The organism is Mesorhizobium wenxiniae, from assembly GCF_002284535.1.
Lineage (GTDB): Bacteria > Pseudomonadota > Alphaproteobacteria > Rhizobiales > Rhizobiaceae > Mesorhizobium > Mesorhizobium wenxiniae.
This window is the reverse complement of record NZ_NPKH01000011.1, coordinates 99,254-121,139: the sequence shown is the minus strand read 5'-3', so window position 1 is coordinate 121,139 and position 21,886 is coordinate 99,254. Positions and strand designations below refer to the sequence as shown.

19 protein-coding genes are annotated in these 21,886 nt (G+C 62.8%); 14 read left to right on the top strand and 5 right to left on the bottom strand.

Features of this window, described 5'->3' with window-relative positions:
• Positions 1-120: 120 nt before the first annotated feature.
• The 3 genes from CIT31_RS02915 to CIT31_RS02905 all read left to right on the top strand — a co-directional run bounded on the left by CIT31_RS02915 (position 121) and on the right by CIT31_RS02905 (position 2,604).
• The gene (locus CIT31_RS02915; RefSeq protein ID WP_082982104.1) at positions 121-1,143 is read left to right on the top strand and encodes a LacI family DNA-binding transcriptional regulator; all 1,023 of its coding nucleotides are present in this window, start codon (positions 121-123) and stop codon (positions 1,141-1,143) included.
• Positions 1,140-2,123: a 2-hydroxyacid dehydrogenase gene (locus CIT31_RS02910; protein ID WP_095517382.1), complete on the top strand. Its 984-nt coding sequence runs from the start codon at positions 1,140-1,142 to the stop codon at positions 2,121-2,123. The genes CIT31_RS02915 and CIT31_RS02910 overlap by 4 nt, the downstream gene beginning before the upstream one ends.
• 82 nt (positions 2,124-2,205) lie before the next feature.
• The gene (locus CIT31_RS02905) at positions 2,206-2,604 is read left to right on the top strand and encodes a hypothetical protein (RefSeq protein WP_095517381.1); all 399 of its coding nucleotides are present in this window, start codon (positions 2,206-2,208) and stop codon (positions 2,602-2,604) included.
• A gap of 21 nt (positions 2,605-2,625) precedes the next feature.
• On the opposite strand, the gene CIT31_RS02900 is transcribed toward CIT31_RS02905, so the two are convergent.
• A complete protein-coding gene (locus CIT31_RS02900) occupies positions 2,626-3,399 on the bottom strand; it encodes a gamma-glutamyl-gamma-aminobutyrate hydrolase family protein (protein ID WP_095517699.1) in 774 nt (257 codons plus the stop codon).
• 289 nt (positions 3,400-3,688) lie between these two features.
• Between CIT31_RS02900 and CIT31_RS02895 the strand changes: the two genes are divergently transcribed.
• Positions 3,689-4,798 (top strand): TRAP transporter substrate-binding protein, encoded by a 1,110-nt coding sequence (locus CIT31_RS02895; protein ID WP_029347597.1) that lies wholly within the window; start codon positions 3,689-3,691, stop codon positions 4,796-4,798.
• Positions 4,799-4,849: 51 nt separating this feature from the next.
• On the opposite strand, the gene CIT31_RS02890 is transcribed toward CIT31_RS02895, so the two are convergent.
• From CIT31_RS02890 to CIT31_RS02875, 4 genes are all read right to left on the bottom strand, one after another.
• The gene (locus CIT31_RS02890; protein ID WP_095517380.1) at positions 4,850-5,872 is read right to left on the bottom strand and encodes a zinc-dependent alcohol dehydrogenase family protein; all 1,023 of its coding nucleotides are present in this window, start codon (positions 5,870-5,872) and stop codon (positions 4,850-4,852) included.
• A 19-nt stretch (positions 5,873-5,891) separates the two neighbouring features.
• Positions 5,892-7,664, bottom strand: coding sequence for a TRAP transporter large permease (locus tag CIT31_RS02885; protein WP_165778333.1), 1,773 nt, complete (start codon positions 7,662-7,664; stop codon positions 5,892-5,894).
• Positions 7,661-8,245 carry a TRAP transporter small permease subunit gene (locus tag CIT31_RS02880; protein ID WP_065006078.1) on the bottom strand — a complete coding sequence of 195 codons (585 nt, stop codon included), beginning with the start codon at positions 8,243-8,245 and terminating at the stop codon, positions 7,661-7,663. The genes CIT31_RS02885 and CIT31_RS02880 overlap by 4 nt, the downstream gene beginning before the upstream one ends.
• A 378-nt stretch (positions 8,246-8,623) precedes the next feature.
• Positions 8,624-9,529, bottom strand: coding sequence for a branched-chain amino acid ABC transporter permease (locus tag CIT31_RS02875; RefSeq protein WP_065006077.1), 906 nt, complete (start codon positions 9,527-9,529; stop codon positions 8,624-8,626).
• 150 nt (positions 9,530-9,679) lie between these two features.
• Between CIT31_RS02875 and CIT31_RS02870 the strand changes: the two genes are divergently transcribed.
• The 10 genes from CIT31_RS02870 to CIT31_RS02825 all read left to right on the top strand — a co-directional run bounded on the left by CIT31_RS02870 (position 9,680) and on the right by CIT31_RS02825 (position 21,821).
• The gene (locus tag CIT31_RS02870; protein ID WP_095517379.1) at positions 9,680-10,288 is read left to right on the top strand and encodes a CGNR zinc finger domain-containing protein; all 609 of its coding nucleotides are present in this window, start codon (positions 9,680-9,682) and stop codon (positions 10,286-10,288) included.
• Complete coding sequence (locus CIT31_RS02865; RefSeq protein ID WP_165778332.1) at positions 10,281-10,811, top strand: hypothetical protein; 531 nt, start codon at positions 10,281-10,283, stop codon at positions 10,809-10,811. Before CIT31_RS02870 ends, CIT31_RS02865 begins: the two co-directional genes overlap by 8 nt.
• Positions 10,812-11,032: 221 nt before the next feature.
• A complete protein-coding gene (locus CIT31_RS02860; RefSeq protein ID WP_095517377.1) occupies positions 11,033-14,512 on the top strand; it encodes an indolepyruvate ferredoxin oxidoreductase family protein in 3,480 nt (1,159 codons plus the stop codon).
• Positions 14,513-14,640: 128 nt separating this feature from the next.
• Entirely contained in the window at positions 14,641-16,953 is a 2,313-nt protein-coding gene (locus tag CIT31_RS02855) for a putative bifunctional diguanylate cyclase/phosphodiesterase (RefSeq protein WP_095517376.1), read from the top strand.
• A gap of 147 nt (positions 16,954-17,100) precedes the next feature.
• Entirely contained in the window at positions 17,101-17,880 is a 780-nt protein-coding gene (locus CIT31_RS02850) for an N-acyl amino acid synthase FeeM domain-containing protein (protein ID WP_095517375.1), read from the top strand.
• A 192-nt stretch (positions 17,881-18,072) separates the two neighbouring features.
• On the top strand, positions 18,073-18,222 hold the full coding sequence (locus tag CIT31_RS02845) for a DUF3096 domain-containing protein (RefSeq protein ID WP_065006071.1): 150 nt from the start codon (positions 18,073-18,075) through the stop codon (positions 18,220-18,222).
• A gap of 188 nt (positions 18,223-18,410) precedes the next feature.
• The gene (locus tag CIT31_RS02840) at positions 18,411-18,635 is read left to right on the top strand and encodes an aa3-type cytochrome c oxidase subunit IV (RefSeq protein WP_029347610.1); all 225 of its coding nucleotides are present in this window, start codon (positions 18,411-18,413) and stop codon (positions 18,633-18,635) included.
• An 85-nt stretch (positions 18,636-18,720) separates the two neighbouring features.
• The gene (locus CIT31_RS02835; protein ID WP_095517374.1) at positions 18,721-19,992 is read left to right on the top strand and encodes a Re/Si-specific NAD(P)(+) transhydrogenase subunit alpha; all 1,272 of its coding nucleotides are present in this window, start codon (positions 18,721-18,723) and stop codon (positions 19,990-19,992) included.
• Complete coding sequence (locus CIT31_RS02830) at positions 19,992-20,417, top strand: NAD(P) transhydrogenase subunit alpha part 2 (RefSeq protein ID WP_029347614.1); 426 nt, start codon at positions 19,992-19,994, stop codon at positions 20,415-20,417. Before CIT31_RS02835 ends, CIT31_RS02830 begins: the two co-directional genes overlap by 1 nt.
• Positions 20,418-20,423: 6 nt before the next feature.
• Positions 20,424-21,821 carry an NAD(P)(+) transhydrogenase (Re/Si-specific) subunit beta gene (locus CIT31_RS02825; protein ID WP_095517373.1) on the top strand — a complete coding sequence of 466 codons (1,398 nt, stop codon included), beginning with the start codon at positions 20,424-20,426 and terminating at the stop codon, positions 21,819-21,821.
• Positions 21,822-21,886 lie beyond the last annotated feature (65 nt).

The following is a 21,886-nucleotide window of genomic DNA, read 5'->3' as shown; positions in this document are numbered from 1 at the left end:
TTGTTCCGGAAGGGTGGCATAAGGCCGCGTTTAAACTGTTTAGATCATGATCCCGAAAGTGGCATCCGGTTTCGCTGGAGATCATGGATCAGCTCTAGATCGTCGGGGGAGCGCAAGGCGCTGGCACAGAAGATCAAGCTTTCGACGATCGCGGATGCGCTCGGTGTGTCCACGGCCACGGTCTCGCTGGCTCTGCGCGACAGTCCGCTGGTTGCCGGAAACACCCGCGACCGCATCAAGGAACATGCCCGCGCCATCGGCTATATCTACAATCGCCGTGCCGCCAGCCTGCGCACCTCGCGTTCGGGCATCGTCGGCGTCGTCGTTCACGACATCATGAACCCGTTCTTCGCCGAGATACTGCGCTCGATCGAAAGCGAGCTCGATCGCAGCCGGCAGACCTTCATCCTGTCGAACCACTACGACCAGCTCGAAAAGCAGCGCACCTTCATCGACACGCTTTTGCAGCTCGGCGCCGACGGCGTCATCATGTCGCCGGCCATCGGCACGCCGCCCGAAGACATATTCATGGCCGAGGAAAACGGCCTGCCCGCGGTGCTGATCGCGCGCACCGTCGAAGGCGCCGACGTGCCGGTGTTTCGCGGCGACGATGCCTACGGCACTGGGCTTGCCACCAACCATCTGATCTCGCTCGGCCACAAGCGCATCGCCATGGTCGGCGGCACCGACCAGACCTCGACCGGCCGCGATCGCTACCAGGGCTATGTCAACGCTATGGAGGCGGCCGGGCTGGAGGTCAGGCCGTCCTGGCGCATCGCCGGTCCGCGCACCAAGCAGGCCGGCTTCGAGGCCGCCGGGCAGTTCCTTGCGCTGAAGGACAAGCCGACCGCGGCCTGCTGCTGGAACGACCTCGTCGCCATCGGCCTGATGAACGGTATTGCACGCGCCGGGCTGGTGCCGGGCATTGACATCTCCGTCACCGGCTATGACGATCTCGAGGAGGCGGCGATCGCGACGCCGGCGCTGACCACCGTGTGGAACGGCCAGCGTGAAGTCGGCCGCCGCGCAGCCAGCGCGCTGCTCGACAAGCTCAATGGGCAGATGGTGCGGCCGTCGCAGGAACTGATCAAGCCGGAACTGCATGTGCGCCAGTCGACCGGCAAACCGGTGGAGCGTGAATGACAAAAGCCGAACAGCAGCAAGCAGTCGCCATTCTGGTGCCGGGCCAATTCAATGATCATGCGGTCGGTCGCATCGACCGGACGTTCAGCCGCGTCTGGATCGAACGGGCCGATGCGTCGCTGGTCACCGACGAGCTGCGCCGGACGGTGCGCGGCATTGCCGCCTTTGGCGGGATCAACGCAGCCCTCATCGACGCGCTGCCGAACCTCGAGATCATCGCCAATTTCGGCGTCGGCTATGATTCGGTCGATGCCCGTCACGCAGCACAGCGCGGTGTCATGGTCACCAACACGCCTGACGTGCTGACCGAGGAGGTCGCCAACACGGCGATCGGGCTTTTGATCAACACCATCCGCGATCTGCCGCGCGCCGAGACCTGGCTGCGCGACGGCAGTTGGGCACGCAACGGCAACTATCCGCTAAGCCGGCTGACTTTGCGCGGTCGCAGCGTTGGCATTTTCGGCATGGGCCGCATTGGTCTCGCCATTGCGCGCCGGCTAGAGGCCTTTGGGCTGCCGATCGCCTATCACAATCGGCGCCGCGTCGAAGGCCTGGCATACGAATACCACGGCACGCTGAAAGGCCTTGCCGAGGCGGTCGATACGCTGATCTCGGTGGCGCCCGGCGGCGCCTCGACGGAAAAGGCGGTCAACGCCGAGATCCTGTCGGTGCTTGGTCCGAATGGCGTCTTCGTCAACATCGGTCGCGGCAGCACGGTGGACGAGGCAGCTCTTGCCGCAGCCCTGGCCAATGGCACCATCGCAGCTGCCGGGCTCGACGTCTTCGCCGATGAGCCGAACGTGTTGCCGGCGCTGCTCGCCGCTCCCAACACCTCGCTTTTGCCGCATGTCGGCTCGGCTTCGGAACATACCCGCCGCGCCATGGCCGATCTGTGCGTCGACAATCTGATTTCCTGGTTTTCGGAAGGGAGGGCGCTGACGCCGGTGCCGGAAACGGAAAAGGTCAAGGCGCGCAGCTGATTGGCACGCTTTCTAATTTGTTAACTACGGCTTAACGCTTTGAATCATTCTATATCTATCGCCAAACACCCGGAGAACGCAGATGAAAGCACTTGCTGCATTGATGGCGGTGGCCGCGCTGTTCGGCAGCGTTCAGCTGTTTCACGGCGGCAGCGGCGAAGGCCGCACAGCCGCCGATGAGCTAACGCCGTCGCCCGACGACTACAGGCTGGTGGCCAATGGCGACGAAGCCTCCTGCGCGGTCAAGCGCGGCACTGAGATTTCGCATGGCCTTTCGCTGTTGACGGTCACTGCGAATTGCCGCCGGGTCTTGCCCGGCATCGAGCGCGCGAAATTCTGGCGTGAGCAGGATGACGGCACGGTCACCTTCAGCGCGAACGGCATCGACCCGATCGTCACTTTCGGCGTCGCCGACGGCGACGGTTATGAATCCTACGCGCCAGCCCTGCCGCTGCTGTCGCTGGCGGCCGGCAGCGATTGATGTTGACGTCTGACCGCTGAACTATTCCGCGGCGGCCCGCGTGCCGGATTTCGCTGCGGCGTGCAGGCGCACCGCGTCGCCGAAGGCGCGGAATATCCTTGCTGAGATGCTGTCCGACTTGACCCAGTATTCGGGATGCCACTGGACGCCGACGGCGAAAGCACGGGCGTCCCGCACCGAAACCGCCTCGACCGTGCCGTCAGTGGCGACCGCCTCTATCTGCAGCTTCGGGCCGAGCCGGTCGATGGCCTGGCGGTGCACCGAATTGACCATGATGTCGTCCGCCCCGAAGACGCCGGCGAGGCAGGTTCCAGGCTTGATCGAAATGGACTGGCGGATGGCGAAGCGTTCGTCCTGATTGTCGCTCGCCGGTGCGCGATGGTCCAGCGATCCCTTGCGCTCCTGAATCTCTGTAGCCAGCGTGCCGCCCAGCGCCACATTCATTTCCTGGATGCCGCGGCAGATGGCGAGCAGCGGCACGCCGCGCTCCACTGCCTTGCGGATCAACGGCAGCGTCGTCGCGTCGCGGGCAGGATCGTAGGGACCATTGGCCTCGCTGGCATCGCCGCCATAGAGCGAGGGATGCACATTGGACTTCGAACCGGTGACCATGACGCCGTCGACCGATGACAGGAGTTCGTCGAAATCGAGCCGGTCGCCGAAGGACGGCACCAGCACCGGGAATACGCCGGCGCCCGAAAGCGCCGCCTCCAGATATTGCTGCGGAACGGCATGCCAGGTGTAGTTATCGAACTGGCGGACGTCGGTCGATATGGCGACGAGCGGCTGCTGCATTTTTGATCCGGGTTCCATTCAGTGCAGGGACATATTCTGCCTTTAAAATAGGCGATCCGAAGGGGCTTTGCCATGACAAGTTCGGCATGTCGCATGGTCCACCGAAACGGCGTTAGACTTAAGTTGCAAGAGGTGCGTTCGCGCCGCGAATTTCGCGGAAACGCCGCCGGCAAAACCGGCTGCCATGGCTGGACTCGACTTCTTGCCCGTGTAATGTCTGCCGCGAAGCCGATCCGGGGCACAGAGCATTTCCCGAACGTCGGTCTATTGATCCAATAGGGAGGACTTCATGGATCGTCGATCATTCATCCGCAAGGCCGGCGCGACCGGTGTGGGCGCCGCGGCGGCTACAGCAGCGCTTGCCGCGCCGGCCATCGCCCAATCCAATCCGAAAGTGACATGGCGCCTGGCGTCGTCCTTCCCGAAATCTCTCGACACGATCTACGGCGGCGCCGAGGTCTTTTCCAAGATGCTTGCGGAGGCGACCGACGGCAACTTCCAGGTCCAGGTCTTCGCGGCAGGTGAACTCGTGCCCGGCCTGCAGGCCGCGGACGCCACCACCGCCGGCACCGTCGAGGCCTGCCATACGGTGGCATATTATTATTGGGGCAAGGACCCGACATGGGCGCTGGGCGCTGCGGTTCCGTTCTCGCTCAACGCGCGCGGCATCAATGCCTGGCATTACCACGGCGGCGGCATCGACCTGTTCAACGAGTTTCTCGCCACGCAGGGCCTTTTTGGCTTGCCGGGCGGCAATACCGGCGTGCAGATGGGCGGCTGGTTCCGCAAGGAGATCAACACCGTCGCCGACCTTTCGGGCCTCAAGATGCGCATCGGTGGCTTTGCCGGCAAAGTGGTGGAAAGGCTCGGCGTGGTGCCGCAGCAGATCGCCGGCGGCGACATCTATCCGGCGCTGGAAAAAGGCACCATAGACGCCGCCGAGTGGGTCGGCCCTTATGACGATGAGAAGCTCGGATTCTACAAGGTCGCGCCGAATTATTATTATCCCGGCTGGTGGGAAGGCGGGCCGACCGTCCATCTGATGTTCAACAAGGCGAAATACGAAGAGCTTTCACCGGCCTATAAGGCGCTGGTGCACACCGCCGCGCAGGCCGCCGACGCCAACATGCTGCAGAAATACGACTTTCTGAATCCGGCGGCCGTGAGGCGGCTGGTGTCCGGGGGCGCCAAATTGCGCCCGTTCAGCCCGGAAATCTTGGCAGCCTGCTTCGAAAAGGCAAACGAGGTCTATGCCGAGATGGAAGCCTCGAACGCGCCGTTCAAGAAGATCTGGGACTCGATCAAGGCGTTCCGAAAGGAGCACTATCTCTGGGCGCAGGTGGCCGAGTACAATTACGACACCTTCATGATGGTCCAGCAGCGCACCGGCAAGCTCTGACAACAGTGACGGCCCCACGCGCGTGGCGCCGTCACACTTCGATTTGCCGGATCAGCGCGGCACAACCAGCACCTTGACTTCGCCTGGCGCAGGCGGATTGGCGATCACCGCAGCCGCCTCCTCAAGCGTCACATGCCGTGAGATGAGCTTGTCGATCTCGATCGCACCCGAGGCGATGAGATCGGCGGCCCGGCGATGCGTAAACGGATTGAGAAACGAGCCCAGGACCCTCAATTCCCGGAACAACAGGTCGAAAGGTTCGAACTCGGCCTTCATGCCTTGAGGCATCACGCCGACGACGACAACCGTACCGCCGGCTTTGGCCAGCCGCATCGATTGCTCGACTGTCTCTCTTACGCCAGCACATTCGAACACCACATTGACACCGCCTGGCATCAGGCCCGACGCACCGACGACCGTGTCGATGATATCGCAAGCGCTTGGGTCGACGGTCGCCGTTGCGCCCAATTCTTCGGCGAGGGCACGCCGCGAGGCCTGGCGCGTCGATAGGATGATTGTCGTCGCGCCGGCAAGCCTCGCCAGTTGCACGGTGAGCAGGCCGATCACGCCGCCACCAAGCACGGCGACCGAGGAGCCGGGTCTGATCTGCGCCAGGTCCAAGCCATGCAGGCAGCAGCCAAGCGGCTCGCAGAACGCGCCATGCGTCGGCTTCAGGTCTTTCGGAAGGGAGAAGGCCTGCTTCTGGGGCAGCACGACATATTCGGCGAAGCCGCCGTCGCGGCGGATGCCGATGGCAATCAGATTATGGCAAAGATTGATGCGACCCGCATGGCAGTGCGGACAGCTCCCGCAGGCGATGTTGGGATCGCCGGTGACGCGATCGCCGACCGAAAAGCCGGACACTCCGGTTCCAATCGCTTCGACGATCCCAGAGAATTCATGTCCGAGCGTCACCGGCGGCGTACAGGGAAATTCGCCATGGAAAAGATGCCGGTCGGTTCCGCAGACGCCGCATGCCTCGATCCGCACCAGGAGATCGTCCGGCCCGGCGGCCGGTTTGCCGACCTCGCGCAGGGCAATGCTGCCCACGCCCTCCAGCCGCACCGCTTTCATCTCTGTTGCGCCTCCGGCATCAATTGAAACTCGGTGGTTGGGACAGATCGGGTGCTGGCGCTGCTGGCTTGGCAGGCGGCGTTTCGCCGAAATTCGGCGGCTGCGACAGGTCCGGTGCAGGCGCGGTCGGCGCCGTGCCGCCATCCGCCGGCGGTATGCCAAGCGGCGACAGGCCCGGCGTTTCCGGTACCTGGTAATCGATCGTGCCCGGGTCGACTGGCGTGCCCTTGTAGTGCATCACCATCTGCGGGAAAGCGATGGTCAGGCCGATCATGATGACCTGGATGCAAACGAAGGGAACCGCGCCCCAATAGATCTGGCCGGTGGTCACCGGTGCGATCTGTTTGCCGGTGAGGCGATCCAGATAGGGCACCCGGGCGGCGACCGAGCGCAGGTAGAACAGCGCGAAGCCGAAGGGCGGGTGCATGAAGCTGGTCTGCATGTTGACGCCGAGCAGCACGCCGAACCAGATCAGGTCGATGCCGAGTTTGTCGGCGGCCGGCGCCAAAAGCGGCACGATAATGAAGGCGAGCTCGAAGAAGTCGAGGAAGAAGGCGAGCAGGAACACGAGGATGTTCACCCCGATCAGGAAGCCAATTTCGCCGCCCGGCAGCGATGTCAGGAGGTGTTCGACCCAGATATGGCCGTTGACGCCGTAGAAGGTGAGCGAGAACACACGCGCGCCGATCAGGATGAACAGCACGAAGGACGACAGCCGCGTCGTCGACGCCAGCGCCTGCTTGATCACGTCCAGCGACAGCCGCCCTTTCATCGCCGCCATGATCAGCGCGCCGACGGCGCCCATGGCGCCGCCCTCGGTCGGGGTGGCGATGCCGAGAAAGATGGTGCCCAGCACCAGGAAGATCAGCGCCAGCGGCGGAATCAGCACGATGATCACCTGCTGCGCCAGCCGCGACATCATGTTGATCTTCAGGCGCTGGTCGGCGATCGCCACGACGTAGATGAAAACCACGCCGATGGTGGCGCCGAGAATGTCGGCGTTTTGGCCCTGCGACGGCGCAAGATAGCGATACGCCGCGTAGGAAACCACGACTGCCGTCAGCAGCGCGACCAGCAACGACAGGATGCCGTGGCCGAGCGTGCGGGCCCCGAGCGGCAGGGCCGGCATCGACTTCGGCCGGACAATCGACATGATCAGGATGTAGAGCGTATAGAGGCCGGTCAGAACCAGCCCCGGGATCAGCGCGCCCGCATACATGTCGCCGACCGAGCGGCCGAGCTGGTCGGCCAGAACGATCAGCACCAGCGAGGGCGGAATGATCTGGGCGAGCGTGCCCGACGCCGCAATGACGCCGGACGCCACACGGCGGTCATAGCCGTAGCGCAGCATGATCGGCAGCGAGATCAGGCCCATGGCGATGACGGAAGCAGCCACCACACCCGTGGTTGCGGCAAGCAGCGCACCGACGAAGATCACGGCATAGGCGAGACCGCCGCGGATCGGTCCGAACAATTGGCCGATCGTATCGAGAAGGTCCTCGGCCATGCCCGATCGTTCGAGCACGATGCCCATGAACGTGAAGAACGGGATGGCCAGCAGCGTGTCGTTCGACATCACCCGGCTGCCGTAGAAATTGTCCGGCAGTGCGTGCAGCAGCGGCCAAGCGAGATTGATCGAGCCGCCCGAATAGGGCGACAGAAGGACACCGATAAAGAAGAACAGCAGGCCGTTGGCGGCGAGCGAAAACGCGACCGGGTAGCCGATCAGCAGGAAGATGACCAGCGAGGCGAACATGATCGGCGCCATGTTCTGGGCGATGAACTCGATCACGAGCGCACCTCTTCGGCGAGCGCCTTCGCTTCGAGTTCGGCCTGCTCATGGACCGATATGAACGGGGTGGGATCGTCCATGTCGCCGCGCATGATGGCGATCTTCTTGATGATCTCGGAGATACCCTGGAGCGCGAGCAGGAAAAAGCCGACCAGCAGGATCGCCTTTGCCGGCCAGATGATCAGCCCGCCGGAATTGTTAGACATTTCGCCGCTGCGAAACGACAGCGACACATAGGGAACGAAATAGATCACCATCAGGGTGACGAACGGCATCAGGAAAAAGAGATGGCCGAGAAGGTCGATCCAGTGCTGCACGCGGCGCGAGAACATGCCGTAGACGATGTCGATGCGGATATGGTCGTTCTGCTTCAGCGTGTAGGCGGCGGCCAGCATGAAGGCGGCGCCGAACAAATACCACTGCAGTTCCAGCCAGGCGTTCGACGACATGTCGAACGTCTTGCGGATGACCGCATTGGCGGCGCTGACCAGGATTGCCAGCAGGATCAGCCACGACACCCATCTGCCGATGAATTCGTTCACACGATCAATGGTTCTGGATAGAGCGAGAAGCCCTGCCATGCATTCCTCCCTTTACGCATCGGCCCGAAATCGGTGTCGATTTTCGGAGAGCACGTTGCGTGCTTCAAAGTATCAGCGGCGCGCCATCCCGCTTGTTTTTCCGCCGCCTCGATGTGGCCCAACGGTATGCCGTGCGTGGCCCGGCGGGTCAACACAGGGCAGACCGACTAAAACAATCTTGTGAAGTGAGGAAGGGGGCTTTTGAGATGAGGAAGGGGGCGAAGCAGCCGCCTGACCCGGCCCATGACCCCGAAAATGGGAATCGATTTTCGCTGGGATCATGCGCAAAATCAAAGTGCTACAGCGTCCCTTGCGCGTCCGAGAGGACGCGCGCGCTGTAGACGTCATGCAACCAAAGTCTACCCAGGCTTGGTACAGTCAGGCGATCTTGCCCTGATCGCGGCCGGTGCCGATCAGCACCAGCATGGCGACGAGGAACAGATACATCCAGCCATCGCGCCATTCGAGCGGAAAATAGCCGGCCCACAGCGATTCGGCCATGCCGAAAGCGGCAGCGCCAAGTGCTGCCCGTAACGGCGAGAGATAGCCGCCCACCGCCGTCACAAACAGGATTTTCAGCCCGTAGACCAACCCTGTGCCGAAGCTGATGTTGCCGTAGTAGAAGGCGGCGAGCACGCCGGCCAGTGCCGCGCAAAGGCCGCCGAAAAGCACCGCACGCCGAAGCACCGCGCGAACATCGACGCCGCACATCGCTGCCGCCCTGGGATCGTCGGACACGGCGCGCCAGCGCCGGCCGAAGCTTGATTGGGCAAACGCCCAGGCGGCGAGCCCGATAGTTGCCGCGACGACAGCGCAGTCGAGCAACTGGATAAGCGTCAGCGTGGCATTGAAATTGGCCCCTCGCGCAAAAATGATGGGCTGGGCCAGCATTGGCGGCAGCCACAGATCATGGGTGTCGGCGGCGATACGGCTGGCTTCCGACAGGGCCAGCAATATACCGAGCGTCGTCACCACGATGGCGTTGGGCGAGCGGTCGGCCAACGGTTCGAAGATGCTTCGCGACAAGACACGGCTGAGCAGCGCCGCATAAAGGAACGCCGCAGCTACGCCGAGCGCGACGGATGCAAACAGCGTCAGCCACAGCACCTGATAGCCGAACGCCGCGGTGAGGATCATCGTATGCCCGCAAAAGGCGAACAGCGCCCCATAGGCAAGATTGGTGCGGTGCAGGATGCCGTTGGTCAGCACGTAGCCGAAGGCAAGCAATGCGTAGAGCGCGCCCGAATGCAGCCCGTTCAGAACCTGCTGGAAGAAATAGAGCATGCAATGTCCTCGATGCATGCCCCGCAATCGGGGCGTAGCGGTTTGGGACGAACGACGTTCTCAAGACAAGGCGATGGCGATCGCCTCCGTGACGAGCGTTGCACCCGGAATCTAACTTGTCAAATGCGATTTATCGGTTAGATTCGCCATATGGTAGTATCCTGGACTCCGCACCGCTTCACCGGTGGCATGCTTGCGCTCGACACGGCGAACACCGTCGTCTTGCGGAACGATCCGGAGAAAACCTTCGACCGGCTCAAAGATCCGGCGGAGATCGCCCGCTTTGCCGAAGCGGCGAGCGGGTTTCGCGCCGCCGAGCTCGGCGGCAGGCCGCTCGTAGCGCCGGCGCCTGAAAAGATCGCGCCGGTGGTGCTGTCGATCAGGGAGACGACCGATCGGCTGTTTCGCCGCGCGGTTTCGAAAGGTGCGATCACTACCGGAGACATGCCCGAATTCCTTGAAGCCTGCGCCGACGGACTCGCCCAAAGCCGCACCGAAATCGGGAGGCCCGGAAAACCGTTCGGCAATCCGGCGACGCCGATTGCCTTCGAGGCGGCGCTTGCGGTCTCGGCGCTGTCGCTGCTGCGCGGCGACACAATCGCCAGGCTGAGGATATGTCCGAATTGCAGCTGGCTGTTTGTCGACAAAAGCCGCAATTCCAGCCGCCTCTGGTGCGACATGGCGGTGTGCGGCAACCGACAGAAGGCAAACCGATACTATCGCCGCCGGACCGCGGCGAGGGAGATCACCAATGTCTAAAAGATACTCGCACGCGATGATTGTCGTCGCGGCGTTGTTCGCGGTGGCCGCGCTCGGCGCCTGCCGTGACTCCGGTAAGGACCAGCTGTTCGCCATTTCCGGGAAGCTGTTCGAGTTCAACTACCGGCTGGGCATCGCCACCTATGTCATCACCCTCAATCCGTTGCGGCCGGTGGGTGAGGGACAGGTCGCCGTGGTCTCCTTCCAGAACCCGGCCGGTGGTGATCCGATCATCGTCACCCAGAAAATATGGCCGAAGCTGCAGCATGTGACGCTGACCAGCCCGCCGCTCACCTGCGTCGTAAAGGACAAGCCCTATACCGTGTCGATCCGCATCGAGGATCGCAGCGGCAAATTGCTGCAGAGTTTCGAGACGACACTGACGTCCTCGCTCGACCAGTCGGTCCTGCCCGACCGGCCTCTCGTGGTCGGGCCAGTCTACGAGCTCAACAAGGACCTGGCCGGCCATGTCGACGGCAAGCTGCCCGGCGAACCAAAGCCCAGTTGCCCAAAGGCTGCATGATGCGTCACCAGCGGCACTGACCGCCGCCGGAATTTTCGTGCTCGGCCATCCTCCCCGACAGGCGTTTCGTGGCGCCACACGGCCGCGCACGGATCATTTGTTGCGCCTCGTCTGGCATCTTCGATTTTGTTTGACCTGCCCGGCAAGGGGAGAAACACTGCAGCATCCGACTCCGACGTTGGCTGTGCTCGAAGTGTGGCCTCCGCAGAGGGAAATGCCTGATGACGCTGTATGATGTCGCGCTCGACGACAAGTTCGACCTGGGGAAGGAGCGCATCTTCCTTTCCGGCGCGCAGGCGGTCATCCGCATGCTGCTGATGCAGCGCGCGCGCGACCGCCGGGCTGGCTTGAACACCGCCGGCTTCGTCTCCGGCTATCGCGGCTCGCCGCTCGGCGGCCTCGACATGCAGCTTTGGAAGGCCAGGAAGCAGCTCGCCCAGTCGGACATCGTCTTTCAGCCCGGCCTCAACGAGGAACTTGCGGCCACGGCCTGCTGGGGATCGCAGCAGGCCGAGTTGCTGGGCGAGGGCACGCATGACGGCGTCTTTTCGGTCTGGTACGGCAAGGGACCGGGCGTCGACCGATCCGGCGACGTGTTCCGCCATGCCAACCTGGCCGGCTCGTCTAGATATGGCGGCGTGCTTGCCCTGATGGGCGACGACCACATGGCCGAATCCTCAACCAACGCGCACGCCACCGAATTCCTGTTCGTCGACAGTATGGTGCCGATCCTCAATCCGGCGGGGGTCCAGGAGATCATCGACTATGGGCTCTACGGCTTTGCCATGTCGCGTTTCGCCGGCACCTGGGCAGCGATCAAATGCGTCAAGGACAACATTGAATCGACGGCTTCGGTCGATGCCGCACTCGACCGGCTTGATATCGTCGCCCCGGACTTCGACATGCCGCCCGGCGGCCTCAACATTCGCAACGAGATCGACATGCTCGGCCAGGAGGAGCGGCTGCATGAATACAAGCGCGCCGCCGCTTCGGCCTTCATCCATGCCAACGGGCTGAACCGGATCGTCTATTCCGGCGGCAGCAGCCCGAAGCTTGGCATCGTCACCATCGGCAAGAGCTATCTCGACGTTCGCCAGGCGCTGGAAGACATCGGCGTCGACGAGACTGCCGCCAACCGCATCGGGATCAGGCTGTTCAAGGTCGGTTGCCCGTGGCCGCTCGACCTGCAGCACATCGCCGATTTCGCTCGCGGCCTCGACGCCATCGTCGTCGTCGAGGAGAAACGCTCGCTGATCGAGGTGCAACTGCGCGAGAACCTTTACGGCACCGCCATGCAGCCGGTCATCGTCGGCAAGAAGGACGAGCGCGGCGACGGGCTGTTCCCGGCCAAGGGCGCGCTCGACCCCAATGACATCGCAATCGCGCTCGGCGAGAGAATCTTGCGAACGATCGGTCCGTCGGACGAGATTGCCGCACGAGTGGCGAAACTTCGCCAGTTCCAGGCGATGCTCGCCGACACGTCAGACATCGCCTCGCGCACCCCCTTCTTCTGCTCCGGCTGCCCGCACAATTCCTCGACCAAGGTGCCCGACGGCTCGCTCGCCGCCGCCGGCATCGGTTGCCATTTCATGGCGCTGTGGATGGACCGCAACACCGTTGGTTTCACAGCCATGGGCGGCGAGGGCGCGCAATGGGTCGGCCAGGCGCCGTTCTCAAAGCGCGACCACATCTTCCAGAATCTCGGCGACGGCACCTACAACCACTCTGGTGCGCTGGCGATCCGCTTCGCGCTGTCGACCGACGCCAACATCACCTACAAGATCCTCTACAACGACGCCGTCGCCATGACCGGCGGCCAGCCGCACGAGGGTGGCCTGACCGTGGACATGATCGCCAGGCAGGTGCGGGCCGAGGGCGTCGAGCGTATCGCTATCGTCACCGACGAGCCGGACAAATATACCGGCAAGGTCGAATTCCCCGCCGGCGCCACCATCCATCACCGCGACGATCTCGACCTCATCCAGCGCGAATTGCGCGCGGTCAAGGGCACATCCGTGCTGATCTACGACCAGACCTGCGCCGCCGAAAAGCGCCGCCGCCGCAAGCGCGGCACATTCCCCGATCCCGACAAGCGCGTCTTCATCAACGAACTGGTCTGCGAAGGCTGCGGCGATTGCGGGGTGCAGTCGAACTGCGTGTCGATCCAGCCGGTCGAGACTGAATTCGGCCGCAAGCGCAGGATCGACCAGTCGAGCTGCAACAAGGATTTCTCCTGCGTCAACGGCTTCTGCCCGTCCTTCGTCACCGTGCATGGCGCCAAGATCAGGAAGGCCGAGGGTATGGCCGGCACGACCGATCCGCTCGACGGCGTGCCCGCGCCCGCTGAATTTCCGCTCGGCGAACAGGGCTGGGCGGCGATCATCGACGGCGTCGGCGGCACCGGCGTCGTCACCATCGGCGCGGTGCTCGGCATGGCGGCCCATCTCGAAGACAAGGGCTGCGGCATGATCGACATGGCCGGCCTTGCCCAGAAGGGCGGCTCGGTGTTCACCCATGTCCGCATCGCGCGCAGCCCGGGCGATATCCACGCCATCCGCGTTTCGGCCGGCAAGGCAGACCTTGTGCTCGGCTGCGACCTCGTCGTGTCGGGCGCTCAAAAGGTGCTCGCCGCGGTGCGTGAGGGCCACACGATCTTCCTCGCCAACACCGCCGAGATCATGCCCGGTGAGTTTACCCGGTCGGCGGATTTCTCGCTGCCTGTCGAGCGGCTGAAAAAGGCGATCCGCACTGCCGCCGGCGACGACAAGGCGCATTTCTTCGACGCCACCCGCACCGCCACCGCGCTGTTCGGCAGTTCGCTCGGCGCCAACATGTTCATGCTCGGCTTCGCCTTCCAGCATGGCGGCTTGCCGCTGTCGGCCGAGGCAGTCGAAAAGGCGATCGAACTCAACGGCCAGGCCGTGGCGATGAACGTCTCAGCCTTCCGCTGGGGCCGCCGCGCCGCCCACCAGCCGGATTTCGTGCGCGGCCTCGTTGCCCAGCCGGGCACGGCTGCACAGAACGCCGCTGTCGTCGAAACGCTGGACGACATTATCGCCCGCCGGTTCGCCTTCCTCACCGCTTATCAGAACGCTGCCTATGCCACGCGCTACGCCGACAGACTGGCCGCGCTGCGCAAGGCCGAAGCCAGGGCGATGCCCGGTTCGACTGATGTGACCGAGGCCGCTGCGAGGAACCTGTTCAAGCTGATGGCGATCAAGGACGAATACGAGGTGGCGAGGCTCTACACCGACGGCTCCTTCGCCGCCGAGCTGGGCAAGCAGTTCCAGAGCTACGACAAGCTCGAATTCCATCTCGCGCCGCCGATGATGGGCAGGCGCGGCAAGGACGGCAAGCCGAGGAAGTCGAGTTTCGGTCCCTGGATGATGGAGGGGTTCCGCCTGCTGGCAGCGATGAAAGGCTTGCGCGGCACGGTCTTCGATGTGTTCGGCTACAGCTCCGAAAGGCGTATGGAACGGCAGCTTCTTGCGCAGTACGAGGCCGATCTGGAGCTTGTCGCCAGCGCGCTGGCGGCAGGCAAGGTCGAGGCTGCGGCCGCGCTTGCCTCGGTGCCGGAGCTCATTCGCGGCTATGGTCACGTCAGGCAGGCCAGTGCCGAAAAGGCCGCTGGCGAACGCCTAAGGCTGCTCGATCCCCTGGCAAAAATGCCCGTTCGGCCGGAACTCCAGGCCGCCGAGTAATCGCCTTGTTTGTTTGAAGGGTAGCTTCCCGGCGCCAACCGACTGACGGCAAAGCACGGAACGGCCTCTCTAAATCTTTCTTAAGGCGAATGTGACACAGCTTGGCTCCCCAGGGTTGGGATTCAGGCGTGAATCTGAAAAGAAAAAACGAGATTCCGGTCGACGTCTATATCCCGTTCGTGGAAACTCTGTTTCGCGACGGGGTGACGCTTTCGATCGGCATTCTCGCGCAAACCTTCCTGATCGGCCTTGTCTGGTGGAAGAACGGCGATCCGCGTTACCTAGTTGTTGCGATTGCGATGGTTCTCGTCGGCATATTCCGCATGAGAAATTTCCAAAAATACAACAGCTTGCCGTCACCAACGACCTGGGAGGAAGCGCACAAGCGCGAAAACGACTATATACTCTACGGCTCCATGCATGGGCTTACGCTCGGGGCTTTTTGCCTCCTCGGCATCTACTTTGCGCGCGACGATTTCGCCGAGATCGCCTCCGTCTGCCTCACGCTGGCGACCGCGACCTCCATTGCCGGCCGCAACTACGGCTCGCCGCGCATGGTGACCATCCTGACCCTTGCATTGACCTGGCCCATCTCGCTGGGCTTCCTGCTGCGCGGCGATATCTATCATGTCCTCCTTGGCCTGCTGTCAGCGCCGTTCCTGTTCGCGATCCGCAAATTCGCCAATACGGTGCGCGATGTGCTTTTTGCGGCGGTGTCGGAGGAGAAGAAGGCGAACCGCCTTGCCCAGCGCTTCAATCGGGCGCTGAACACCATGTCGCATGGCCTTGTCATGCTCGGCCCCGACGGCCGGGTGGCGGTGGCCAATGCCGAAGCCGCGCATCTGATGTCGCTCAAATCGCCCGACGCGCTGCTCGGGCGATCGATTCACGGTCTGCTGATGCGCGGCGTTGCCGGCGGCATGCTGGCGCCGAAGGACTGCCGCTACATCGAAGCCCAGCTTACGCGCGCCCTGCGCGAGGGCCGCGACCGCAAGGTTCTCGTCTCGCTCGCGAACGGTCAGCACTATGAGTTCTCGGCGCGTGAAGGCAGCCAGGAGCTGGGGGTCATCACCTTCGAGGATGTGACGGCCCGCGTTGAGGCGGAAGACAAGATCCGCTTCATGGCGCGCTATGACAACCTCACCGGCCTGCCCAACCGCGCCTATTTCCACGAGCTGATCGGAGAGGCCATGGCATCCGGTGACCTCGAACGTCTCTGCGGGCTCGCCGTGCTCGACCTCGACGACTTCAAGAGCGTCAACGACACGCTTGGCCACCCGGTCGGCGACGGATTGATCTACGCCGTCGCTGAACGGTTGGCGGCGGTCGTCGGACCAGGCGTCACCGTCAGCCGTTTCGGCGGCGACGAGTTCATGATCTTCTTCGACCGCGTCGAGGACGAGAGCCATCTGTCCAGCCAAATCGACGAGATTTTCATTGAGCTGCAGGGCGAGGTCGACGTCGCCGGCCATGGGTTGCGCATCCAGGCCAGCGGTGGCGCGGTGCTGTCGAGGGTCAGGGATACCGATGTCGACGCCATGATCGTCAAGGCGGACCTCGCGCTCCACAAGGCCAAGGAACTCGGCAAGAATACTTGGCGGTTGTTCGAGGCGTCGATGGAGGTCGCTTTCCGCAACCGTCAGCTGATGAAGGCGGATCTGCGCACCGCGGTAGAAAGCAAGGGGTTGCGGGTGGTCTACCAGCCAATCGTGGCGATGAGCACGATGCGCATAGCCAGCTGCGAGGCGCTGTGCCGTTGGGACCACCCCGATCTCGGACCAATTTCGCCCAGCATCTTCATTCCGCTGGCGGAAGAAATGGGCATCATTTCCGAGGTCAGCACCTTCGTCCTGCATGCGGCGTGCACCGAATGCGCCAAATGGCCCGCACAGACCAGTGTCTCGGTCAATCTCTCGGCCAAGGACTTCCGCAACCGCGACGTTATCGAGAAGGTTCGCCATGCGCTCGCCAGTTCCGGTCTCGCCGCCGGCCGACTGGAGATCGAGGTCACCGAGACGGCACTGCTCGACGACAAGTCGCTGACGCGTCAGTATATCGAGGAATTGAAGCGGCTTGGCGTGCGCATCGCGCTCGATGATTTCGGCACCGGCTATTCAAGCCTCAGCTATCTCCACAAACTTCCGCTCGACAAGATCAAAATCGACCGTTCGTTCCTGATGGACGTTACCCAGAACAGCCGTTCGCTCGAACTGCTCAAGGGCATCGTCAACCTGTCACGGCCACTGGGACTTTCGGTGACTGTCGAGGGCGTCGAGACTTTCGAGCAGCTCAAGATCCTGGCCTTGCAGGTCAAGCCGGACCTGGTTCAGGGATTCCTGTTCGGCTCGGCGCTAAGCGCGTCCGGTATCGAGACCATGTCGAGCACGGTCTGGCCCTTCGCCAAGGACATCAAGACGGCCAGGAAGGCCACGCATCGCTGATTTTCAGGAAGAAATCTCGTACTTTGGTATAATTTTTACAATCATTAACCTTAATAGCTGGTAAACGATCTCTATCTTGTTTTCATCTTTACATCTTACGACCCTGCCGTAGTGTTGATCGCGGCGGCAGTTCCGGGGATTGAGTTTATGGTTGTTGAGTTGATTTCGCCTCGCCAGGCGGCGGGTGCGGACGGGAGTGATGCGTCCGACACTATGTCCAGCTTTGCCAGGAATGTTTCGGCGATGCTCGAGCGGACGGAATACCGTCGCTGCGACAAGGGCGAAGACCTCGAGGACATTTACCGGCTGCGCTACAAGTCGTATCGCTCCAACGATATGGTGCCCGACAACGAGAACCATACCATTCACGACGAGCTCGACGACGCGCCGAATGTCTTTCGTTTCGGCGTCTACATCGACCAGGAACTCGTCAGCACGCTGCGCATCCATCACGTCACGCTAGCGACGCCGATGTCGCCTTCCACCAAGGCTTTCGGCGATATCGTCATGCCGATGCTGGCCGAGGGACTGAGCTTCATCTGTCCCAGCCGGTTCGCCTCCGACCCCGACTGGTCACGCGTCTATCCGCAAATTCCCTACCTAACATTGCGGCTCGCCGGCATGGCGTGTTTCCATTTCAACGCGCCTTACTGCCTGTCGACCATTCGCGAGGACCACGCCGGCTTCTACAAGCGGATCTACTATTCCGAGAAGATCAGCGAGGCCCGCGCCTATCCCGGCGTCTACAACAAGGTCGTGCTCTACCGTGCCGACGTCAATGCGATCCGCGAGCGGTCCCTCTCCCGGTTCCCGTTCTTCCGTTCGACTCCGATGGAGCAGCGTATGCTGTTCGACATGCCCCACGTCGGTGAACTCGCGCCGCTGACCATCCTGCCCACAGCCAAGTATTTTTGCGAAGCCGCCTGATGTACGTCGCCCAAAAGCGCGCAGTGGTTTTGGGACAACAACATGCACCTAAACAAGGCAAGTCATTCGGCAACTTTGCAGCCTGGCCATGGAGCTTTCCGGCCGCTTCGGCGTTCTGGCAAGCGCGCCGGTGGCGCATGAACGACGTCGACCCGCTTAGCGTTGGCGGCAATCCTATCGAAAGGAAACGACATGACCATTTCCACGCTCGCACTCACTCCGCTTATCTCGCTGATTGCCGGCGTGCTGATCTTGGTGATGCCGCGACTCCTCAACTACATCGTCGCGCTCTATCTGATCGTCGTTGGCCTGCTCGGGCTGTTTCCGCAGCTTGCTGGTTGATGTGACAAGCTTCAGCCGCAAGGAAGTGCAAGGCGGCAGGCACGGTCACCTCAGGAACAATCTCGCTGCATCGGGCAGCTTCAACTTTCCTTTGAGGCTGTTGTCTCCAGCGATGCGGCAATAGCGCCATTGCCCTCGGCTTGGCTTTTCGCTATGTGCCTGAAAGATGTCTTCGAAGGGGTATTCCTATGGCTGATCACTCGCCGACCGGTCCTGTCGAACTAGGCGCGAAGATGGACTATGCCGAGCACGACCGCACCTATGCCGGCTTTGTCATGCTCGCCAAATACGGGTCGCTGTTTTGCGCCGCCGTGCTTCTCGCAATGGCTTTCGGCTTCTTTGCGGGCGGCTTCTTCTCGGCATTTGTCCTGTTCGTTCTGATCCTCGCCCTCGGCGCTTTCATTCTCCGGTAAATTCTTCAAAACCCCTTGCCCGTGACATCGCCGGAAGTCCGGCCGGCGTCCTGCGCAGACAGGTTCCAGCCGAAAGGATCATGCGGTGGGACAGACGATTTTCATCCCTCGTGAGCTCGATGCGAACGAGCCGCGCGTTGCTGCCTCGCCCGACACGGTGAAGCGGCTGGCGGGGCTGGGGTTCAACGTGATCGTCGAAAGCGGCGCCGGCACGGCATCGCGCATTCCTGACGAGGAGTTCGGTAAGGCCGGCGCTGTGATCGGTAAGGCCGCCGATGTCGCCAAGGCCGATGTGGTGCTGAAGGTGCGCCGGCCTGATGAGGCGGAGCTGAAGGCCTATCGCCCGGGCACTGCCGTCATCGCCATCATGGATCCCTATGGCAACGATGCTGCCGTCGATGCTCTGGCAAGGGCCGGCGCCACCGCCTTCTCGATGGAGTTCATGCCGCGCATCACGCGCGCCCAATCGATGGACGTCCTGTCCAGCCAGGCGAACCTCGCCGGCTATCAGGCGGTGATCGACGCGGCTGCCGAATATGACCGGGCGCTGCCGATGATGATGACGGCGGCCGGCACGGTGCCGGCGGCGAAAGCCTTCATCATGGGCGTCGGCGTCGCCGGCCTGCAGGCCATTGCAACTGCAAGGCGGCTTGGCGCCGTCGTCACCGCCACTGACGTGCGCCCCGCAGCCAAGGAACAGGTCGCCTCGCTTGGCGCAAAGTTTCTGGCGGTCGAGGATGAGGAGTTCAAGGCGGCCGAGACGGCTGGCGGCTACGCCAAGGAAATGTCTAAGGAATACCAGGCCAAGCAAGCGGCGCTGACCGCCGAGCACATCGCCAAGCAGGACATCGTCATCACCACCGCGCTGATCCCCGGCCGTCCGGCGCCGAAGCTGGTTTCAGCCGCGATGGTCGCCTCGATGAAGCCGGGCTCGGTGATCGTCGATCTCGCGGTCGAACGTGGCGGCAATGTCGAAGGCGCCGTGCCCGGGCAGGTGGTGACCACGGCCAACGGGGTGAAGATCATCGGCCATCTCAACGTACCGGGCCGCGTCGCGGCCTCCGCCTCGCTGCTCTACGCCAGGAACCTTTTTGCGTTTCTCGAGACACTGGTCGACAAGACCACGAAGACGCTTGCCATCAACCGCGACGACGACTTGGTCAAGGCGACGATGCTGACCGATGGCGGTAAGGTCGTGCATCCGGCTTTCATCGGCAAGCCGGCGGTGATGATCGCCTCGGCCGAGCCTGCGAAGCCCGCTGCTGGAGAAAAACCGGCCGCGCCAAAGAAAGCTGCCACATCCAGGAAACTTGCCGCACCCAAGTCGCTCGCTAACAAGCCGAAAGGGATCGCGTGATGGACCAGACCTTGCAGAAAGCCCTTGACCAGCTCGATCAGGCGACCGCCGCCGTCCGTCTCGCTGTGCAGGATCTGGCCACAGCTCCAGGCGGTACCGATGCGGCGGGCGACGCCGCGCACGCGCTGTCCGGCGGGGCGATCGATCCGTTCGTCTTCCGCTTTGCCATTTTTGTCCTGGCAATCTTCGTCGGCTATTACGTGGTCTGGTCGGTCACACCGGCGCTGCACACGCCGCTGATGGCCGTCACCAACGCCATTTCCTCGGTCATCGTCGTCGGCGCGCTGCTTGCCGTCGGCATCTCGGCGTCCGGCATCGCCACCGGCTTCGGTTTCGTCGCGCTGATGCTGGTCTCGGTCAACATCTTCGGCGGCTTTCTCGTCACCCAGCGCATGCTGGCGATGTACAAGAAGAAGGACAAGTAGAGCGACATGAACGCCAACTTCGCCTCCTTCCTCTATCTGGTTTCCGGCATCCTGTTCATCCTGGCATTGCGCGGCCTGTCGCACCCGACCACGAGCCGTCAGGGCAACATGTACGGCATGATCGGCATGGGCATCGCCATTGCGACCACGCTGGCGCTGGCGACCCCTTCGGCGGGGGGCTTCGGCCTCATCGTGCTCGGCCTCTTGATCGGCGGCTCGGTCGGCGCGATCACCGCGCGGCGTATTGCCATGACCTCGATGCCGCAGCTGGTCGCCGCCTTCCATTCGCTCGTCGGTCTTGCCGCCGTCATGGTGGCGGCCGCCGCCATCTATGCGCCGGAAAGCTTCGGCATCGGCACGGTTGCCGACATCCACGCCCAGGCGCTGATCGAGATGAGCCTCGGCGTTGCTATCGGCGCCGTCACCTTCACCGGCTCGGTCATTGCCTTCCTCAAGCTCGACGGTCGCATGTCGGGCAAGCCGATCATGATCGGCGGCCGCCATTTCATCAACGCCGCCCTCGGCATCGCGCTGATCGTGCTGATCGTGCTGCTGGTCACCAGCGAGTCCAAGCTGGTGTTCTGGCTGATCGTGGCGGCATCGCTTGTCCTTGGTGTCCTGCTCATCATCCCGATCGGCGGTGCCGATATGCCGGTTGTCGTCTCGATGCTGAATTCCTATTCGGGCTGGGCGGCTGCAGCCCTCGGCTTCACGCTCGGCAATCTGGCGCTGATCATCACCGGCGCGCTGGTCGGCTCGTCCGGCGCGATCCTCTCCTACATCATGTGCAAGGGCATGAACCGGTCATTCATCTCGGTCATCCTCGGCGGCTTCGGCGGCGAGACTTCCGCCGCTGCCGACGACGGCATCGAGCGCACGGTCAAGCAGGGCTCGGCCGATGATGCCGCCTATCTGATGATGAACGCGCAGAAGGTGATCATCGTGCCGGGCTACGGCATGGCGGTCGCCCAGGCGCAGCATGCGCTGCGCGAGATGGCCGACAAGCTCAAGGCCAATGGTGTCGACGTGAAGTACGCCATTCATCCGGTCGCCGGCCGCATGCCCGGCCACATGAACGTCCTCCTTGCCGAAGCCAATGTGCCGTACGACGAGGTGTTCGAACTCGAGGATATCAACTCTGAATTCGCGCAGGCCGATGTCGCCTATGTCATCGGCGCCAACGACGTCACCAACCCGTCTGCGCGGGACGACAAGAGCTCCCCTATATTCGGCATGCCGATCCTCGACGTCGACAAGGCCCGCACCTGCCTGTTCGTCAAGCGCTCGCTCGGCTCCGGCTATGCCGGCATCGACAACACGCTGTTCTACAAGGACGGCACCATGATGCTGCTCGGCGATGCCAAGAAGATGACCGAGGAGATCGTCAAGGCCATGGATCATTGATCCGGATTCGCGGTCCAGTGCACCGCTAATTGTTCGGAAAAAAGCCCGGCTCCGCGCCGGGTTTT

Excerpts from the sequence above, each read along its gene's own strand:
- CIT31_RS02905 (WP_095517381.1), top strand. The coding sequence starts at position 2,206 with ATGAAAGCACTTGCTGCATTGATGGCGGTGGCCGCGCTGTTCGGCAGC.
- CIT31_RS02895 (WP_029347597.1), top strand. The coding sequence starts at position 3,689 with ATGGATCGTCGATCATTCATCCGCAAGGCCGGCGCGACCGGTGTGGGC.
- CIT31_RS02865 (WP_165778332.1), top strand. The coding sequence starts at position 10,281 with ATGTCTAAAAGATACTCGCACGCGATGATTGTCGTCGCGGCGTTGTTC.
- CIT31_RS02825 (WP_095517373.1), top strand. The coding sequence starts at position 20,424 with ATGAACGCCAACTTCGCCTCCTTCCTCTATCTGGTTTCCGGCATCCTG.
- CIT31_RS02845 (WP_065006071.1), top strand. The coding sequence starts at position 18,073 with ATGACCATTTCCACGCTCGCACTCACTCCGCTTATCTCGCTGATTGCC.
- CIT31_RS02870 (WP_095517379.1), top strand. The coding sequence starts at position 9,680 with ATGGTAGTATCCTGGACTCCGCACCGCTTCACCGGTGGCATGCTTGCG.
- CIT31_RS02875 (WP_065006077.1), bottom strand. The coding sequence starts at position 9,529 with ATGCTCTATTTCTTCCAGCAGGTTCTGAACGGGCTGCATTCGGGCGCG.
- CIT31_RS02900 (WP_095517699.1), bottom strand. The coding sequence starts at position 3,399 with ATGCAGCAGCCGCTCGTCGCCATATCGACCGACGTCCGCCAGTTCGAT.
- CIT31_RS02910 (WP_095517382.1), top strand. The coding sequence starts at position 1,140 with ATGACAAAAGCCGAACAGCAGCAAGCAGTCGCCATTCTGGTGCCGGGC.
- CIT31_RS02830 (WP_029347614.1), top strand. The coding sequence starts at position 19,992 with ATGGACCAGACCTTGCAGAAAGCCCTTGACCAGCTCGATCAGGCGACC.
- CIT31_RS02850 (WP_095517375.1), top strand. The coding sequence starts at position 17,101 with ATGGTTGTTGAGTTGATTTCGCCTCGCCAGGCGGCGGGTGCGGACGGG.
- CIT31_RS02840 (WP_029347610.1), top strand. The coding sequence starts at position 18,411 with ATGGCTGATCACTCGCCGACCGGTCCTGTCGAACTAGGCGCGAAGATG.
- CIT31_RS02880 (WP_065006078.1), bottom strand. The coding sequence starts at position 8,245 with ATGGCAGGGCTTCTCGCTCTATCCAGAACCATTGATCGTGTGAACGAA.
- CIT31_RS02860 (WP_095517377.1), top strand. The coding sequence starts at position 11,033 with ATGACGCTGTATGATGTCGCGCTCGACGACAAGTTCGACCTGGGGAAG.
- CIT31_RS02890 (WP_095517380.1), bottom strand. The coding sequence starts at position 5,872 with ATGAAAGCGGTGCGGCTGGAGGGCGTGGGCAGCATTGCCCTGCGCGAG.